The organism is Micromonospora halotolerans, assembly GCF_032108445.1.
Classification (GTDB): domain Bacteria; phylum Actinomycetota; class Actinomycetes; order Mycobacteriales; family Micromonosporaceae; genus Micromonospora; species Micromonospora halotolerans.
Genome location: NZ_CP134876.1, coordinates 4,492,785 through 4,509,625 on the forward strand (window position 1 = coordinate 4,492,785; position 16,841 = coordinate 4,509,625).

Sequence of the window (16,841 nt, forward strand, 5' to 3'; positions counted from 1 at the left end):
CGTCGGGTGCGCGCCGCGCACTGTGCCGGGTCGCCGCGCGTCCGTTAGGGTTCCCCCGATCGGGTACGGCGGCGTCGGAGGGCGGACGGTGGGCAGGCTCGCGACGGCGTACCGGCAGGCGGTCGCCCTGCACCGGCAGGCCCTGCGCCGCTGGGAGACCGCCCGGCGGGCGCTGGCCGCCGCCGGTCCGGCGCCCGTCGGCAGCCCCGAGCTGGTCGCCCGCCTGGCCCGGCTCGGCGGCGAGCTGGCCGGTCCCGTGCCCGGCACCGCCCGCGCCGCCACCCACCCCGTTCCGGTACGCCTCGGCGAGGCGACCACCGTGGACGGCGGCTTCCCCGTGCTGGTGCCGCTGGGCGCCGGCGCCCACCTTGCGATAGACACCGACGCGCGGGACCCCCGGGTGGGCGAGCTGCTGCGGGCCCTGGTGGTGCGCCTGCTCACCGCCGCGCCGGCCGGCACGGTCCGGGTGGCCGGCATCGACCCGGCCGCGTTCGGCGCGGCGTTCCTGCCGCTGCGCCCGCTGCTCGACGCCGGCGCGCTGGGCCCGACCGCCACCACCGTCGCGGAGACGACCGCCCTGCTGGACGCGGCGGAACGGCACGCCCGGACCGCCCAGCGGGCCGCGCCCGAGGACCGGGAGCTGCTGCTGGTCGTCGCCGCGTCCGCCCCGCCGCCGCGCGAGCTGGCCCGGCTCGCCGCGCTCACCCACGCCGGGCCCGCCGCGGCGGTCTGCGTGCTGCTGGCCGGCCACCCGGCGGCCGGGCCGGCCGAGGCCCCGCCGCTGGGCGCCACCACCCAGCTCCGGCTCAACGAGCGGTACGCCCTGGTCGGCGACCCGCCCGGCCGGCCGTTCAGCGCCGACGGCAGCGGCCTGGCCGCCCCGGTCCTGCTCGACGGGGACCCGTCCCACGCCACCGTGACCGCGCTGGCCCGGCGGCTCGCCGAGGCCGTCCGGCGGGCCACCACGGTCAGCTTCGCCGACCTCCTGCCGGAGCGGCGCTGGGCCGAGTCGTCCGCCACCGGCCTGCGTACCGTGCTCGGCCGCGCCCGGGAACCGGTCACCGTGGCCTTCGACGACGCCACCCCGCACTGGCTGGTCGGCGGGCGCACCGGCGCCGGCAAGACGGTGTTCCTGCTCGACGTGCTCTACGGGCTGGCCGCCCGCTACTCCCCGGCCGAGCTCCAGCTCTTCCTGCTCGACTTCAAGGAGGGCGTCAGCTTCACCGAGTTCGTGCCCACCGAGCGGGACCCGTCCTGGCTGCCGCACGCCCGCGCGGTCGGCATCGAGTCCGACCGCGAGTACGGCGTGGCCGTGCTCCGCGAGCTGCGCGCCGAGCTGACCCGCCGGGCCGACCTGCTCAAGCGGCACGGCGTCACCAAGCTGGCCGACCTGCCGCCGAACGCCCGGCCGCCCCGGATCGTCACCGTGGTCGACGAGTTCCAGGTCCTGTTCGCCGGCAACGACGCGCTCGCCCGGCAGGCCGTCGACCTCATCGAGGAACTGGCCCGCAAGGGCCGCTCGTACGGCCTGCACCTGGTGCTGGCCAGCCAGAGCACCACCGGCATCGAGGCGCTCTACGGCCGGGCCGAGGCGATCTTCGGTCAGTTCCCGCTCCGGGTCGCGCTGCCCGGCGGGGGTGGCGTGCTCGACCCGCTCAACGACGCCGCGAAGGCGCTGACCCTCGGCACGGCCGTGGTCAACACCGCCGGAGGCACGGCCGGCGCGGACACCGACGTCCACTTCCCCGACGCGCACGCCGCCGCGGCCGACCTCGCCGCCCTGCGCCACGAGCTGTTCGCGGCCCGGCCGGCCGGCGCCCGCCCACCCGCCGTCTTCCGCGGGTACGAGACCCCCCGGCTCGCCGACGACCCCACCTGGGCCGGCCTGGCCCCGGGGGCCGACCCGCCGCTCGCCCTGGTCGGCCGCACCGTCGACGTGGCCGGCAGCACCGCCGCGTTCCGCCTCGACCCGGTGCCCGGCCGGCACCTCGCCGTGGTCGGCACCGCTGCCGCCGGCGCGGACGTGCTCCGCGCGGCCACGCTCGGCCTGGCCCGGCAGCACGCCCCCGGCACGGCCCGCTTCCTGTTCGTCCCCCTGGCGCCCGGCACCACCGGCACGGCCGACGACCTGGCCATGACCCTGGCCGCGGCCGGCCACCCGGTCCGCCGCCTCGACGCGGCGGCGCTGCGCGCCCACCTCGCCGAGCTGGCCGGCCCGCCCGCCCCGGAGTCGCGCCGGACCTACCTGGTCGTGTTCGGGATGGACGCCGCCGCGGGTGCGCTCGCCGCGGCCGATCCGGAGACGTTCCGCTCCGGCCACGACGACCTGCGGACGGTGCTGCGCCAGGGCCCCGCGCACGGCGTGCACCTGCTCGGCTGGTGGCGCGGGCTGCGCCGGCTCGTCGAGGACCTCGGCGGCAGCCAGAACCGCGACGACGTGGCCTGCCTGGTCGCGCTGAACGTGCCCGCCGCCGACCTGGGGCTGCACCTGGGCGTGCACGACCTCACCTACGCCCCGCGCGACGGCCGGGCCCTGCTGGTCGACCGCCACGAGCACCGCACCGCCCTGGTCGTGCCCTTCGTCGGCGACGGAGACGAGTCGTGACCGGGTTCGACGAGTACGCGGCCCTGCTCCGCGAACTCTCCACCCGGCAGCGGGGCGGCGAGCGGGCGGTCGCCGCCGAGGCCGAACGCCGGCGCGCCCTGCAGTCCACCGTCGACCAGCTCGGCCGGCGGCTCGCCGCGCAGGGGCAGCGCCTCGACCAGCTCGGGCAGGCCATCGACCTGCCGATGCGGTCGGTACCCGCCGAGGCCCCGGACGCGGCGACGGTCCCGGCCGGCGCCCCGTCCACGGCGGCGTCGGCCCAGCCCGCCGCGACACCGGCCGCGGGTGCGGCGGGTTCGGTCTCGCCGGTCCCGGGTCCGGCCGGGCCCGCGGCGGGACCGGTCGTGCCCGCGGCGGGAACGGCCGCGCCGGTGCCGCCCGGCGCGGAGGCGCCCGGAACCGGGGGCGGGGTGACCGGCGGCGCAGCCGCCGCGCCGGGGCGGCCGGGGGTCGGGGCGTATCCCGAAGGGACGGTGCCCGGTCCGCGCGCGGGTGACCCGGCGACCGAGCTGGCCGCGGCCGCGCGGCTGGCCGACGAGGCCGACCGGCACGGGCAGCAGGCCGAGGCCCTGGCGCGGAGGCCCGTGCTGCTGCCCACCTGGTCGGCGCCGGCCCGGGCGGTCGCCGTGTACGCGGCCTGCGCGCTGGCCGGCTCCCTGCTCATGCTGGTGGCGCTGATCGGCTCGCCGCTGCCGGCCACCGGGCTGGACCTGGTGGCCGCCGTCTCGTGCGCGGGAGTGCCGCTGCTGTCCTTCCTGGCCGGCCACCTCGTGCTCGGGCGCTGGGGCCGCCCGGTGCTGGGCGGCGACACCCCGCCGGGGCGGTACCTGCCGCTGGGCTTCGTGATCTGCGCGCTGGTCGCCCCGTCGCTGTTCTGCCTCTACCTGGTGGTGTTCCGGCTGCTCAGCTGATCAGGAGGTGGGCCGGACGGGATCACGCCGCGACACGAGGCTCTGCCGGCCGTCGCGCCCCGCCCGGCCGGTGGGTGCCGCAGCGTGCGGTGGTCGCGGGGCACGCCGTCGTCTCGTAGGCTGCGGTCGACCCGGGCGACGTGGGGAGGGCGCGTGAGCGCAGCGGACATCATGGCGAGGCTGGCGGCGGCGGCCCAGAAGCTGGACGAGGCGAAGGCCCGGACGGCCGCCGCGGCGCAGGACGCCGCCGAGGCCCGGGCTCTGGTGGCGGGCGCGCTGGAGGGCGTGGCGGCCGGGCCGCTGCTCAACATGATCGACGCTTACCGGCAGGCGCTCACCCAGGCTGCGCAGGGCGGCGAGCCGGCCCGGCAGCACGTGCAGGAGACGATCGCCAAGGTCCAGGCGCTGGGTAGCTGAGAGCGCCCACCCCCGCCGGTGGTCAGGGGTCGGTGAGGACGAGCCACTCGTCGTCGCGCCGGCCGACGGTGGTGTCCGCCGGCCAGTCGTGGGTCACGGACGCCGACGCGCGGGCCTGGTCGACCAGCGGCCGGCGGGCCAGTGTCGCCCCCTCGAAGCTGGCCCGGCCGTGGAACACGGCCCGGCCGAAGTTGGCGGCCCCCTCGAAGCGGGCCCCCTCGAACCAGGCCTCCGCGCCGAACTCGGTCCAGCGGAACAGCGCCAGGTCGGCGAACCGGGCCCGGCGGAAGCCCGCGTACGCCGCGAAGGTGGTGTGCTCCATGGACAGTCCGGCCAGGAACGCCGCCTCGCGGAAGGTGGCGCTTCCCGCGAACCGGGCCCGGTCGAAGCTGCTGGGCTGCCGCAGCGTGGCGCCGCGGAAGGAGACCGGCCCGAAGCTCGTCCCGCGGCAGGACAGCGTGCCGCCGAGGTCGGCCCGGTCGAAGCTCACCGGGCCCGCGAAGCGGGCGTCGTCCAGCACGAGTTCCGCGTCGCCGGTGAGGTCCTCGAAGATGGCGTCGGCGAACTCCGCGGTCAGCCGGAGCCGGCCGCGGACGACCGCCCCGGCGAAGCTGGTGGTGCCCGTGCAGACCGCGCCGGTGAGGTCCAGGTCCACGAGGGTGCAGCCGGCGGCGTCGAAGTCGTGCAGCCGGGCGCCGGTCAGGTCCAGCGCGATGCCGGGCCACCAGTCGTCGCCGTCGGCGCGCAGGTGCCGGGCGAGCATCCGCTGCGCCGTGCGGCGCACCTCGGTCTCGCGCGGGTCGTCGGGCGCCGGCATCCGGAGGTACGCGCAGAGCACCGCCACGATCGTCGGCCGCTGTTCCGGGTTGTCCTGACCGAGCCGTTCGAGGGCGTGCAGGCCGCCGAGGCGTACCGCGGGGTTGTCGCTGCCGACCAGCTCGATGGCCCGGACGTACAGCTCGGTGAGCCGCCGCTCGGCGGCGTCGTGTTCGACGGCGGCGGCCTGCCGCTCCTGGTGCCGCTGACCGGCGTAGGCGACCGCCTCGGCGTGCGCCTGCACCCGGTCGCGGTGCGCCTGGTCCCGGGCGGCCACGGCCTCCTGGTGCCGCTGCCCGCGCTCGTTGATCCACTGTCGACGGGCGGCGAGCAGCAGCGCCAGCCCGCCGCCGGTGCCGGCGACCACGGTGAGACCGGTGCGGATGGCGTCGACGCGCAGCGTGGCCCGGGTGTCCGGTTGGGCGGCCCGGTCGGCCTCGCCGAGCAGCCAGTCCAGGACCAGCCAGCCGAGCAGGACGGCCAGCAGCAGCCCGAGCAGCGCCAACCACCACGGCATCACCCGGAGCGGTTTCTCCGGCGGCGGTGGGGTGGACACGGCGCTCAGCATGCCATTTGGGCGGGCGGGCCGGGGGACCGCCGGACGCCGGATACGCCGGTTTGTGCCCCCTGCGGAACATCGGGTTACCAGCGCGTAACTTTCCATTGACGTCTGTGAAATCGGACACGCATCATCGTTTCCACGATCGATCGGATCCCCCCACCCGTCTCCCGGAAATCCGGGGCCTCCCACCGGAGGTGCAGCCCATGCTGCTCCGAACGATCCTGGCCGCCACCGCCGCCGTCACCGCCCTGCTGGTCCCGGCCACCGCCGCCCACGCCGAGCCCGCCACCCAAACGGCCACCACCACCGAACCCACCGCCGCCGGCAACGCCGAGGCCACCCGGGCCGACGCCGCCGGTCTCGCCGCCGCCGGCGCCGACCCGGTCGTCGTGGTCGGCGGGCTGATCGGAGTCTCCATCGCCTACGAGCCGATCGCCGCCCGGCTGCGCGCCGACGGCTACCGGGTCTCCATCTACCAGTTGCCGAACCTCGGCTTCGGCGACATCCGCGAGTCCGCCCGGGCCCTGTCGTCCTATGTCGACCAGGTCCGCTCCGCCACCGGGGCGGCCAAGGTGGACCTGGTCACCCACTCCGAGGGCGGCCTGGTCTCCCGCTGGTACGTCACGTTCCTCGGCGGCGCCGCCAAGGTCGACCAGTACGTCAGCCTGGGCAGCCCGCAGCAGGGCACCTACGTCGCCAACATCGTCAACTTCCTGGGGCTGGGCAGCTGCGCGGGCATCGTCGCCTGCCAGCAGATGTCCATCGGGTCCAGCCTCCTGGCCGACCTCAACGGCGGCGACGACACCCCGGGCGCGGTCCGCTGGACCACCGTCCGGACCTGGCAGGACGAGCTGGTACGCCCGGTCGACAACGCCTCCCTCGCCGACGGCGCCACCAACGTCCTGGTGCAGGCGTGGTGCCCGCTGCGGATCGTCGGCCACCTGGGCCTGATCCTCGACGGCACCACGTACAGCGTCGTGCGGCAGGTGCTCGCCGGCGCCGCGATCCGCCCCAACTGTTTCGCGCTCTGAGACCGGTTCCCGGCTCGACGGTCGCCGCGCCGGCGGCCGTCGAGCCCCGGTCAGTCGGTGGTCCGGCCGAGGATGAGGTCGGCCGCCCGCCAGGCCAGCGCGGTCACCGGTGCGCTGGTCCAGCCGGACACCATCGCGGGCAGCACCGACGCGTCGACGACCCGCAGCCCGTCCACCCCGCGCACCCGGAGCTGCGGGTCGACCACGTGGTCGTCGCCGGTCCCCATGGCGCAGGTGCCGATGGCGTGGTAGCCGCAGTAGCCGTGCGTCCGGCCGGCCTCGATGATCTCCTCGTCGGTCTGGGCCGCCGGCCCGGGCAGGGTCTCCGCCGCGATCCGCTTGGCGATCGGCCCGGTGGCGAACAGCTCCCGGACGAGGCGCACCGCGTCCACGGCGACCCGCCGGTCGTGCGCGGTGGCGAAGTAGTTCGCCACGATCGCGGGTGGGGTGCGGGGGTCGGGGTCGGTGACCGCGAGACTGCCCTCGCTGTCGGGGCGGGTCACCGTGCCCAGGCACAGCAGGCCCGGCTCCCGCTCCAGCTCCAGCGCCCGCCCGGGGCGCGGTGGCGCCGCCGAGAAGGGCGCCATCAACAGGTGCACGTCCGGGCGGTCCAGCTCCGGACGGGACCGGACGTGGGCCGCGACGTCCAGCACCGGAAGGGCGAGCGGGCCACCGCGGGTGGCCAGCCAGCGCAGGGCGGCCCGGGCCTGGCCCAGCGGGCTGCCCAACCGGGCGTTGTAGCCGCCGGGCTCGGCGAGCCGGTACTGCAGGGGGATCGGCCGGTGCTCGCGCAGGCCCGCCCCCACCCGGGGCCGGTCGAGCAGCACCGGGACGCCGGCCGCGCGCAGGGTGTCGGCCGGCCCGATGCCGGAGACCTGCAGCAGCTGCGGGGTGGCCAGGGCGCCCGCCGCGAGGATCACCTCGGCGGCCGCCCGGTGGTCGACCTCCCGGCCCCGGTGCGCGACCCGTACGCCGACCGCCCGGCCGCCCTCCACCAGCAGGCGCAGCGCGACGGTGTCGACGGCGACGGTCAGGTTCGGCCGCTGCCGCACCGGGTGCAGGAAGGCGTCGGCGGCGGTGACCCGGCGGCCGGCGTGGATGGTGGCCGTGACGTAGCCGATCCGCTCGCCGTCGTCGGCGTCGAGGTCGTCGGCGCGGCGCCAGCCCAGCTCCGCCCCGGTCTCCAGCATCTCCTCGCAGAGCGGGTCGGTGCCGGTGGCGACGGACAGGCGGACCGGGCCGTCGGTGTCGCGCGCCGGGTGGTCCTCCAGCTGCGCGAAGATCGGCCCCATGGTCGACCAGCCCCAGCCGAGGGGCGCCAGCGCGTCCCAGTCGGCCGCCGCGCCCCGGCTCCAGACCATGCCGTTGATCGCGGTCGAACCGCCGATCAGCCGACCACGCTGCCAGGTCTCGTGCCGCCCCGGTGCGATGGTCGCCGGATAGTGCCAGGCGGTGCGCGGGTCGTCCATGAGCCGGGCGAACGCCTTGGGCACGCGTACGAAGGGGCTGCGGTCCCAGCCGCCCGCCTCGATGAGCAGCACCCGGGTGCCCGGGTCCTCGCTGAGCCGGTTGGCCAGCACGCACCCGGCCGCCCCGGCACCGACGATCACGTAGTCGAAACCGTCCACTCCGGACCCCCGCTCGTCCCGGGCGTGAGAATCCTCCTGACGGTAGCGGTTCGATCACGCTTCGGAAAGGGGCCGCTCAGGTGGCCTTGGCGAGCGCCTCGAACTCCTCGTCAGTGAGCCGCACCTCGGCCGCCGCGACGTTCTCCTCCAGGTGCGCCACGGAGGACGTACCCGGAATGGGGAGCATGACCGGCGACCGGCGCAACAGCCAGGCGAGGGCGAGCTGCGCGGGCGTCGCGCCGTGGTCGGTGGAGATCGCGTCCAGCGGGCCGCCCGGCCGGGCCAGGTTGCCGGTGGCGATCGGGAACCAGGGGATGAACGCCAGGTCGTTGCGCTCGCAGTGCTCCAGCACGTCCTCGGCGCTGCGGTCGGCGAGGTTGTAGAGGTTCTGCACCGACACGATCGGGGTGATCCGCTGGGCCGCCTCGATCTGCTCGACGGTCACCTCGGAGAGCCCGATGTGCCGCACCTTCCCCTCCTGCCGCAGCAGCGCCAGCTCGCCGAGCTGGTCCTCCAGCGGCACCTTCGCGTCGATCCGGTGCAGCTGGTAGAGCGGGATGCAGTCCAGGCCCAGGTGGCGCAGGCTCAGCTCGCACTGCTGGCGCAGGTACTCGGGACGGCCCACCGGCCGCCAGTCGCCCGGCCCGGAGCGGGTCAGCCCGGCCTTGGTCGCGATGACCAGGTCCTCGCCGTACGGGTGCAGCGCCTCCCTGATCAGCAGCTCGCTGACGAAGGGGCCGTAGGAGTCGGCCGTGTCGATGAAGGTGACGCCCAGCTCGTACGCGCGGCGCAGCACCCGCACCGCCTCGGCCGGGTCCTTCGGGTCGCCCCAGACCCCGGGGCCGGTGAGCTGCATGGCCCCGTAGCCCAGCCGGTCGACCTGAAGGTCGCCACCGATCCGGTAGGTGCCCGAGGCCTTCGCGGGCCCGGTGCTGGTCGCCATGGCGGTCCTCCTGCGCGTCGTCGTCGGCGGCGCTCGCCGCCCCGACCGGGAGTCTTTCCCGCGAATCGCCGCCGCCAACGTCCCGGGACGGTGTTTCCCCGGCCGCCGGCGCGGGGCGGGCAGTTTGCGGCGAGCGACCCCGGGAGCCGGGCCCGCCGTGCGACGCTGGGCGCAACGGTGGTCTGGAGGTGCGCATGGCCGCGACGCCACGGCTCGACTTCGCGCTCGACACGTACGAGTGCATCGTGCTCTACCCGGGGCCGTCGGGCCGGGCGCTGCCGGACGAGACCGTGCAACGCCTCCAGGCCGAGCACATCCAGCACATGCAGGCGCTGCAACGGCGGGGCATCGTCCTGGTCGACGGCTCGGTGGACGGCCCGGCCCGCGAGCCCGACCCGCCGATCGGCTTCGGCCTGGCCCGCACCGGCTCGGTCGACGACGTGCGCAGCGTCATGGAGGCCGACCCGGCCGTGCAGGCCGGGCTCTACCGGGTCGAGGTGCTCACCTTCCTCTGCCCGGCCGGCTCGCTGGAGTTCCCCCTCGTCAAGGCGCAGAGCTGACTGTCGTCCGGGCGACCGCCTGCTCACCCCCGCCGACGCCGGGTTCCCCGCCGCCGTCCGGCTCTGGAACGGCGCCCCCGCCGGCACGCCCGCGCTGGTCGCCCGCGTCCGGGACGCCGGCGAGGTCGCCCTGGCGGTCCGCGTCGCCGGGCGCTGCCGGCTCCCGCTGTCGGTCCGCGCCGGCGGCCACGACCGGGCCGGCCGGGCGCTGCGCGCCGGCGGGCTGGTCGTCGACCTCACCGGCCTGCGCCGGGTCGACTTCGACCCCGGCACCGGGGTGGTCACCGTGGGCGGCGGGGCGACGGCCACCGACGTGCTGGCCGCCCTGCGACCGTACGACCGGGTGGTGGCCGCCCGCGTGGTGCGCGCGGTCGGGCTGGCCGGGCTGACCCTGGCCGGCGGCTACGGCCCGCTCTGCGGCCGGCACCGGCTGGCGACGGACGCCGACGCCGGGGTGGCGCCGGTCGATCTCCGGGAGCGCTCCGCCGAGGGATGAACGCGAGCGGTACGATTTCCGCCGCGCGGTCGCCGATGCCCGCCACACACGACGTCCCGGTGCGGTGCCACACCGCCCGCCGGCGCGGGTCTCGCGCGTCGTTGGACAACTGTTCCGCAGTCCGAAAGGGGCCGGCCGGCAGGTCGACCCGGAGGAGAGACTAGCCTGATGGGCGTGACACGCCGCGCGAAAATCGTCTGCACACTCGGCCCCGCCACCTCGTCCCCCGAGCGCATCCGGGGCCTGGTCGAGGCGGGCATGAACGTGGCGAGGCTGAACTTCAGCCACGGCAGTCACGAGGACCACGAATCCGTCTACCGGCTGGTCCGCGAGGCGGCCGAGGCGGCCGGGCAGCCGGTCGCCGTGCTCGCCGACCTCCAGGGTCCCAAGATCCGCCTGGGCAGGTTCGCCGACGGCCCGTACGAGTGGCGCACCGGCGACTCGGTGGTGATCACCGGCGACGACATCCTCGGCACCAAGGAGCGGGTCTCCTGCACCTACCGCAAGCTGCCGCAGGAGGTGAAGCCGGGCGACCGGCTGCTGATCGACGACGGCCGGGTCGCGGTCGAGGTCAGCGACGTCACCGGCAACGACATCCGCGTCCTGGTCACCGAGGGCGGCCCGGTCTCCAACAACAAGGGCGTCTCCCTGCCGAACGTGGCGGTCAGCGTCCCGGCCCTGTCGGAGAAGGACGCCGACGACCTGCGCTTCGCCCTGGGCCTGGGCGTCGACATGATCGCGCTCTCGTTCGTCCGCTCGCCCGAGGACATCAAGCTCGTCCACTCGATCATGGCCGAGGAGGGCGTCCACCGCCCGGTGCTGGCCAAGGTCGAGAAGCCCGAGGCGGTCGACCACCTGGAGGCGATCGTGCTCGCCTTCGACGGCGTCATGGTGGCCCGCGGCGACCTCGGCGTCGAGCTGCCGCTGGACCAGGTGCCGCTGGTGCAGAAGCGCGCCGTGCAGCTCTGCCGGGAGAACGCCAAGCCGGTCATCGTGGCCACCCAGATGCTCGACTCCATGATCGAGAATTCGCGGCCCACGCGCGCCGAGGCCTCGGACGTGGCCAACGCGGTGCTCGACGGCGCGGACGCGGTGATGCTCTCCGGCGAGACCAGCGTCGGCAAGTACCCGGTGCTCACGGTCAGCACCATGGCGAAGATCGTCACCACCACCGAGGCCGGCTCGATCGGCGTGCCGCGGCTGCAGCACGACCCGCGTACGCACGGCGGCGCGCTCACCGTGGCCGCCTCCTCGATCGCCCGGGCCATCGGCGCCAAGGCCATGGTCGCCTTCTCGCAGACCGGCGACACCGTCAAGCGGCTCGCCCGGCTGCACTGCGACCTGCCGCTGCTGGCCTTCACCCCGGTGCCCGAGGTGCGCAACCAGCTCGCGCTCTCCTGGGGCGTGGAGACTTTCCTCATGCCGTTCGTGGAGCACACCGACGACATGTTCCGCCAGGTCGACCAGGCGCTGCTCGGGCTCAACCGGGCCAACCCCGGCGACTACGTGGTGATCGTGGCGGGCAGCCCGCCCGGCACCCCCGGCTCCACCAACACGCTGCGCGTGCACCAGCTCGGGTCGCTGGTCGACGCGGCCTCGGCCCGGGCTCTTCAATGAGTGGGAGTCCGGTGGCGACCGGGCAGGCCGCGGTGGACCAGCTCCTTGAGGTGCTGGACCTCGACCAGACCGGCGGGATGACCTTCCGCGGGATCAGCCCGCCGGTGGGCCCGCAGCGGGTCTACGGCGGCCAGGTCGCCGGCCAGGCCCTGGTCGCCGCGGGACGCACCGTCGACCCGGAGCGTTTCGTGCACTCCCTGCACGGCTACTTCGTCCGCCCCGGCGATCCCGTCGAGCCGATCGAATACCAGGTGGAGAACGTCCGGGACGGCCGCTCGTTCTCGGTGCGCCGCTCCGTGGCGCTCCAGCACGACAAGCCGATCTTCTTCATGTCGGCCTCGTTCCAGCGGCAGGAGGAGGGGCTGGACCACCACGCGCCGGTCCCGCCCGACGTGCCCGCCCCGGACGACGTCCCCACCATGACCGACCGGCTCTCCCGCTACCCGGAGCGGCTGGGCATCTGGGGCCAGATCCCGCGCCCCATCGACGTGCGCTACGTCGGTGAGCCCGGCTGGGTACGCCCCGGTGACCGTCCCGCCGAACCCCACCAGCGGGTCTGGATGCGCCTCGACGGCAAGCTCCCCGACGACCCGCTGCTGCACGCCTGCGCGCTCACCTACGCCTCCGACCTGACGCTGCTCGACTCGGTGCTGTCGGTGCACGGCGAGGTGTGGGGGCCCGGGGGAGTGGTGGGCGCGAGCCTCGACCACGCGCTCTGGTTCCACCGGTCGTTCCGCGCCGACGAGTGGTTCCTCTACGACTGCTGGAGCCCGTCCGCGTCCGGGGCCCGGGGCCTGGCCACCGGCCGGATGTTCACCACCGACGGCCGGCACATCGCCAGCGCCGTGCAGGAGGGGCTGCTGCGCCGGGTCGGCGCCTGACCGGTAAGCGTGACCGTTCGGCCGAGGGTCGGGAGACCGGGCGGCTGACCAGGGGACTAACCTTGCCGGCATGCGCCTCTCCGCTCGGGTCGACTACGCCCTCCGCGCGGCCGCCGAGCTGGCCTCGGTCGCCGACGGCGCGACCGCCGGGCGGAGCCGGCCGGTGACCGCCGAGCAGATCGCCCGCACCCAGGACATCCCGCCGAAGTTCCTGGAGAGCATCCTGCTCCAGTTGCGCCGCAGCGGCATCGTGCACGCCCAGCGCGGCCCCGAGGGCGGCTACTGGCTGGCCCGGCCCGCGGCGGAGATCTCCCTCGCCGAGGTGATCCGGGTCATCGACGGCCCGCTGGCGCACGTCCGCGGCCAGCGCCCGGAGCAGCTCGGCTACCAGGGCGCGGCGCGCGCCCTGCAGGACGTGTGGATCGCCCTGCGGGCCAGCGAGCGGGAGATCCTCGAACTGGTCACCATCGCCGACGTGGCCAGCGGCAGCCTGCCCGGCCGGATCAACGACCTCGCGGCCGACCCCAGCGCCTGGAGCTGACGCTCCCCTCGGCGGCCCCGGCACCGCCGTCCCGCGCGCCCGCCGCGCCGTCCGGCGCGTTCCCACCAACCGGATGGGGGACTTGACCGGAGCGCTCTCGTACCGCATTGTCGACCAAGTCGATAGGAGATACCGAAAAGTCAGGGGGCGCTCGTGCGCAAGCTGCTGGTCCTCGCCCTCGTCGGGCTCGCCGCGCAACTGGTCGACGGCGCGCTCGGCATGGCGTACGGGCTGACCTCCTCGACCCTGCTGCTCTTCGCCGGGGTGGCCCCGGCCGCCGCCTCCGCCTCGGTGCACCTGGCCGAGATCGGCACCACCCTGGCCGCCGGCGTCTCACACTGGCGGTTCGGCAACGTCGACTGGCGGGTGGTCAGCCGGATCGCGCTGCCCGGCGCGGTCGGCGCGTTCGCCGGCGCCACCTTCCTCAGCTCCATCTCCACCGAGTCCGCCGCCCCCTGGATGGCCGCCATCCTGTTCAGCCTCGGCGCCTACCTGCTGGTCCGCTTCTCGCGGCCGCTGCGCGCCAACCGGGCCGCCGGCCGGCTGCGCAGCCGCTTCCTCGCCCCGCTGGGCCTGGTCGCCGGCTTCGTCGACGCCACCGGCGGGGGCGGCTGGGGCCCGGTCGCCACCCCGGCGCTGCTGGTCTCCGGCCGGATGGAACCCCGCAAGGTGATCGGCTCGGTCGACACCTCCGAGTTCCTGGTGGCCGGCGCGGCCAGCGTCGGCTTCCTCATCGGCCTCGGCTCCGAGGGCTTCCTGCTGCCCACCGTGGCCGCGCTGCTGATCGGTGGCCTGATCGCCGCGCCGATCGCCGCCTGGCTGGTCCGCATCGTCCCGGCACAGCTGCTCGGCGCCGTCATCGGCGGGGTGATCGTGCTGACCAACACCCGCACCCTGCTGCGCGCCGGCGAGCTGGGCGGCCCGGTGCCCGCCCTGGCCTACACGGTGCTCGGCGCCGGCTGGCTGGTCGCCCTGGTGCTGGCCACGCGGGCGCTGCGCCGCACCCGCCGGGCCCGGGCCACCGCCGAGGCCGCCCTCGCCGCGCCGACCGCCGACCGTCCCGCCCCGGCCGTCACCCCGGTGGCCGAGGCCACCACCGGCGCGCCGGAGGAGTCCCGCCGGCTCGCCGCTGCCGTCGAGGCCTGACCCACCCGCGGGTACGCCCTCGGCGGCGCCCGCCCACGCGACGCCCTCGGTCCGTGGGCGTCTGCCCGCCTGCCGCCGTCCGTCCGCGGGCGTCTGCCCCGACGCCGTCCGTCCGCGGGCGTCTGGCAGCCCGACGCCGTCCACTCGCTCGCCCGGCGCCGTCCACTCGCTCGGCCGCCACCGCCGGGCGCCGGTGCGCCGCTGGTACCCGTACCCGAGCGCGCGGTTGTGTCGCGGGAAAGCGTTGTCCTACCCTGACGGGGCGCGGAGCCTCAGTACCGGCGTCGATCGATGACGCCTCCCCGTCACGTCAAGCGCGGGCGTACCCACTCCGCCGGTCCGGGCAGGCCGGCGCGTCCGTCGCGTGCCTGACCTCCGCGAAAGGCATCCCCACGTGCACCCCTTCATCCCGCGCCGCCGGACCGCGCTGCTCGCCGCGGCCTCGGCCGCCATCCTCGTGGCCGGCGCCCTCGGCACGGTGAGCGCCGCCGCGGCGGCCACCGGCTGCCGAGTCGACTACCGGATCACCAACCAGTGGGGCGGCGGCTTCGGCGCCGACCTCACCGTCACCAACCTCGGCGACCCGGTGACCGGCTGGACGCTCACCTGGAGCTTCACCGCCGGCCAGCAGGTCACCCAGGCCTGGAACGCCACGGTCAGCCAGTCCGGCGCCCAGGTCACCGCCCGCGACGCCGGCTGGAACGCCGGGCTCGGCACCGGCGGCACGGCCACCTTCGGCTTCAACGGCTCCTGGAACGACGCCAGCAACCCCGCACCGGCCACCTTCGCGCTCAACGGCACCGCCTGCACGGGCGCGACCGCGCCCACCAGCGCCCCGCCCACCAGTCCGCCGCCCACCTCGCCGAGCCCGACACCGACCCCGACGCCCACCACCCCGCCGGCCGGTGCGAAGCAGATGGAGAAGCTCGACCGGGGGCTGGTCAGCGTCCGCTCGGGCAGCGGGAACCTGGTCTCCTGGCGGCTGCTCGGCACCGAGACCGCCGGGGTGTCGTTCAACCTCTACCGGGGCGCCACCCGGGTCAACAGCACCCCGATCACCGGCGCCACCAGCTGGCTCGACAGCGGCGCGGCCGCCGGGTCGGCGTACACCGTGCGGGCCGTGGTGAACGGCGCCGAGCAGGCGGCCTCCACCCCGGCGCTGCAGTTCCCGAACGGCTACCTGGACGTGCCGATCCAGGCCCCGCCCGGCGGCACCACCCCGACCGGGGAGGCCTACACCTACTCCGCGAACGACGCCGGCGTCGGCGACCTCGACGGCGACGGCCGCTACGAGTTCGTCCTCAAGTGGGACCCGTCCAACGCCAAGGACAACTCCCAGTCCGGCTACACCGGCAACGTCTACCTCGACGCCTACACCCTCGCGGGCGCCCGGCTGTGGCGGGTCGACCTGGGCCGCAACATCCGCGCCGGCGCCCACTACACCCAGTTCCAGGTGTACGACTACGACGGTGACGGCGACGCCGAGGTGGCCGCGAAGACCGCCGACGGCACGCGATCCGGCACCGGCCAGGTGATCGGCTCGTCGTCCGCCGACCACCGCAACTCCAGCGGCTACGTGCTCGCCGGACCCGAGTACCTGACCATGTTCGACGGCCGCACCGGCGCCGCGCTGTCCACCGTCGACTACGACCCGCCGCGCGGCACCGTCTCCTCCTGGGGCGACTCCTACGGCAACCGGGTCGACCGCTTCCTCGCCGCCACCGCCTACCTCGACGGGCAGCGCCCCTCGCTGATCATGGCCCGTGGCTACTACACCCGCGCGGTGATCGCCGCCTGGGACTTCCGCGACGGCACCCTCCGCAAGCGGTGGACCTTCGATTCGAACGCCAGCGGCAACGGCGCCGCCGCCGGCCAGGGCAACCACAACCTGTCGGTGGCCGACGTGGACGGCGACGGCCGCCAGGAGATCGTGTACGGGGCCGCCGCCATCGACGACAACGGCCGGCTGCTGTGGTCCACCGGCAACGGCCACGGGGACGCGATGCACGTCGGCGACCTCGACCCGGCCCGCGCCGGGCTGGAGGTCTTCAAGGTCGACGAGGACGGCAGCAAGCCCAGCTCCTGGATGGCCGACGCGCGCACCGGACAGGTGCTCTGGCAGACCGCCCCGAACGGCGACAACGGCCGCGGCGTCTCCGACGACGTCTGGGCCGGCAGCCCCGGCGCCGAGTCCTGGTCCTCCGCCGTCGACGGCCTGCTCAACACCCGGGGCCAGAACGTCGGCCGCAAGCCGTCCTCGGCGAACTTCCTCGCCTGGTGGGACGGCGACCCGGTGCGCGAACTGCTCGACGGCACCCGGATCGACAGGTACGGCACCGGCGGCGACACCCGCCTGCTCACCGGCAGCGGCGTCGCGGCGAACAACGGCACCAAGGCCACCCCGGCGCTGTCCGGCGACATCCTCGGTGACTGGCGGGAGGAGGTGGTCTGGCGGACCAGCGACAGCACGGCGCTGCGCATTTACAGCACTCCCACGCCGACCGGCCTGCGCCTGCCGACGCTCATGCACGACCCGCAGTACCGGGTCGCCGTCGCCTGGCAGAACACCGCCTACAACCAGCCGCCGCACCCCGGCTTCCACCTCGGCGACGGCATGGGCACCCCTCCCGCGCCGAACATCTACCTTCGCTGAACACGCAGGCACCGGGTCGCCGGCCGCGGAATCC

Annotated in this window: 14 protein-coding genes; 11 read left to right on the top strand and 3 right to left on the bottom strand. The window is 75.7% G+C overall.

The window, feature by feature from the left end; genetic code table 11:
• Nucleotides 1-88: 88 nt before the first annotated feature.
• The 3 genes from RMN56_RS21265 to RMN56_RS21275 all read left to right on the top strand — a co-directional run bounded on the left by RMN56_RS21265 (nt 89) and on the right by RMN56_RS21275 (nt 3,933).
• Nucleotides 89-2,605 (top strand): FtsK/SpoIIIE domain-containing protein, encoded by a 2,517-nt coding sequence (locus RMN56_RS21265; RefSeq protein WP_313719274.1) that lies wholly within the window; start codon nt 89-91, stop codon nt 2,603-2,605.
• Entirely contained in the window at nt 2,602-3,516 is a 915-nt protein-coding gene (locus RMN56_RS21270; RefSeq protein ID WP_313719275.1) for a hypothetical protein, read from the top strand. The genes RMN56_RS21265 and RMN56_RS21270 overlap by 4 nt, the downstream gene beginning before the upstream one ends.
• Nucleotides 3,517-3,669: 153 nt before the next feature.
• The gene (locus RMN56_RS21275) at nt 3,670-3,933 is read left to right on the top strand and encodes a DUF6244 family protein (protein ID WP_313719276.1); all 264 of its coding nucleotides are present in this window, start codon (nt 3,670-3,672) and stop codon (nt 3,931-3,933) included.
• 22 nt (nt 3,934-3,955) lie between these two features.
• Here RMN56_RS21275 and RMN56_RS32880 read toward each other — a convergent pair whose 3' ends face one another.
• Nucleotides 3,956-5,305, bottom strand: coding sequence for a pentapeptide repeat-containing protein (locus RMN56_RS32880; protein ID WP_313719277.1), 1,350 nt, complete (start codon nt 5,303-5,305; stop codon nt 3,956-3,958).
• A 209-nt stretch (nt 5,306-5,514) separates the two neighbouring features.
• Here RMN56_RS32880 and RMN56_RS21285 point away from each other — a divergent pair, with 209 nt between their 5' ends.
• Complete coding sequence (locus RMN56_RS21285) at nt 5,515-6,342, top strand: lipase family alpha/beta hydrolase (protein WP_313719278.1); 828 nt, start codon at nt 5,515-5,517, stop codon at nt 6,340-6,342.
• Between the two features lie 50 nt (nt 6,343-6,392).
• Here the strand turns inward: RMN56_RS21285 and RMN56_RS21290 are convergent, their stop codons facing one another.
• Both RMN56_RS21290 and RMN56_RS21295 read right to left on the bottom strand, forming a co-directional pair.
• Entirely contained in the window at nt 6,393-7,970 is a 1,578-nt protein-coding gene (locus RMN56_RS21290) for a GMC family oxidoreductase (protein WP_313719280.1), read from the bottom strand.
• A gap of 76 nt (nt 7,971-8,046) precedes the next feature.
• Nucleotides 8,047-8,913, bottom strand: coding sequence for an aldo/keto reductase (locus RMN56_RS21295; protein ID WP_313719281.1), 867 nt, complete (start codon nt 8,911-8,913; stop codon nt 8,047-8,049).
• A 194-nt stretch (nt 8,914-9,107) separates the two neighbouring features.
• Here RMN56_RS21295 and RMN56_RS21300 point away from each other — a divergent pair, with 194 nt between their 5' ends.
• The 7 genes from RMN56_RS21300 (at nt 9,108) to RMN56_RS21330 (ending at nt 16,807) form a co-directional block, all read left to right on the top strand.
• Nucleotides 9,108-9,473 (top strand): YciI family protein, encoded by a 366-nt coding sequence (locus RMN56_RS21300; protein WP_313719282.1) that lies wholly within the window; start codon nt 9,108-9,110, stop codon nt 9,471-9,473.
• Nucleotides 9,474-9,567: 94 nt separating this feature from the next.
• A complete protein-coding gene (locus tag RMN56_RS21305; RefSeq protein ID WP_313724817.1) occupies nt 9,568-9,969 on the top strand; it encodes an FAD-binding protein in 402 nt (133 codons plus the stop codon).
• 168 nt (nt 9,970-10,137) lie between these two features.
• Complete coding sequence (pyk, locus tag RMN56_RS21310) at nt 10,138-11,586, top strand: pyruvate kinase (RefSeq protein ID WP_313719283.1); 1,449 nt, start codon at nt 10,138-10,140, stop codon at nt 11,584-11,586.
• Entirely contained in the window at nt 11,583-12,467 is an 885-nt protein-coding gene (locus RMN56_RS21315; RefSeq protein WP_313719284.1) for an acyl-CoA thioesterase, read from the top strand. Before pyk ends, RMN56_RS21315 begins: the two co-directional genes overlap by 4 nt.
• Nucleotides 12,468-12,537: 70 nt before the next feature.
• Nucleotides 12,538-13,008 carry an RrF2 family transcriptional regulator gene (locus RMN56_RS21320; RefSeq protein WP_313719285.1) on the top strand — a complete coding sequence of 157 codons (471 nt, stop codon included), beginning with the start codon at nt 12,538-12,540 and terminating at the stop codon, nt 13,006-13,008.
• Nucleotides 13,009-13,161: 153 nt separating this feature from the next.
• A complete protein-coding gene (locus RMN56_RS21325) occupies nt 13,162-14,154 on the top strand; it encodes a sulfite exporter TauE/SafE family protein (RefSeq protein ID WP_313719286.1) in 993 nt (330 codons plus the stop codon).
• Nucleotides 14,155-14,548: 394 nt separating this feature from the next.
• On the top strand, nt 14,549-16,807 hold the full coding sequence (locus tag RMN56_RS21330) for a rhamnogalacturonan lyase family protein (RefSeq protein ID WP_313719287.1): 2,259 nt from the start codon (nt 14,549-14,551) through the stop codon (nt 16,805-16,807).
• Nucleotides 16,808-16,841 lie beyond the last annotated feature (34 nt).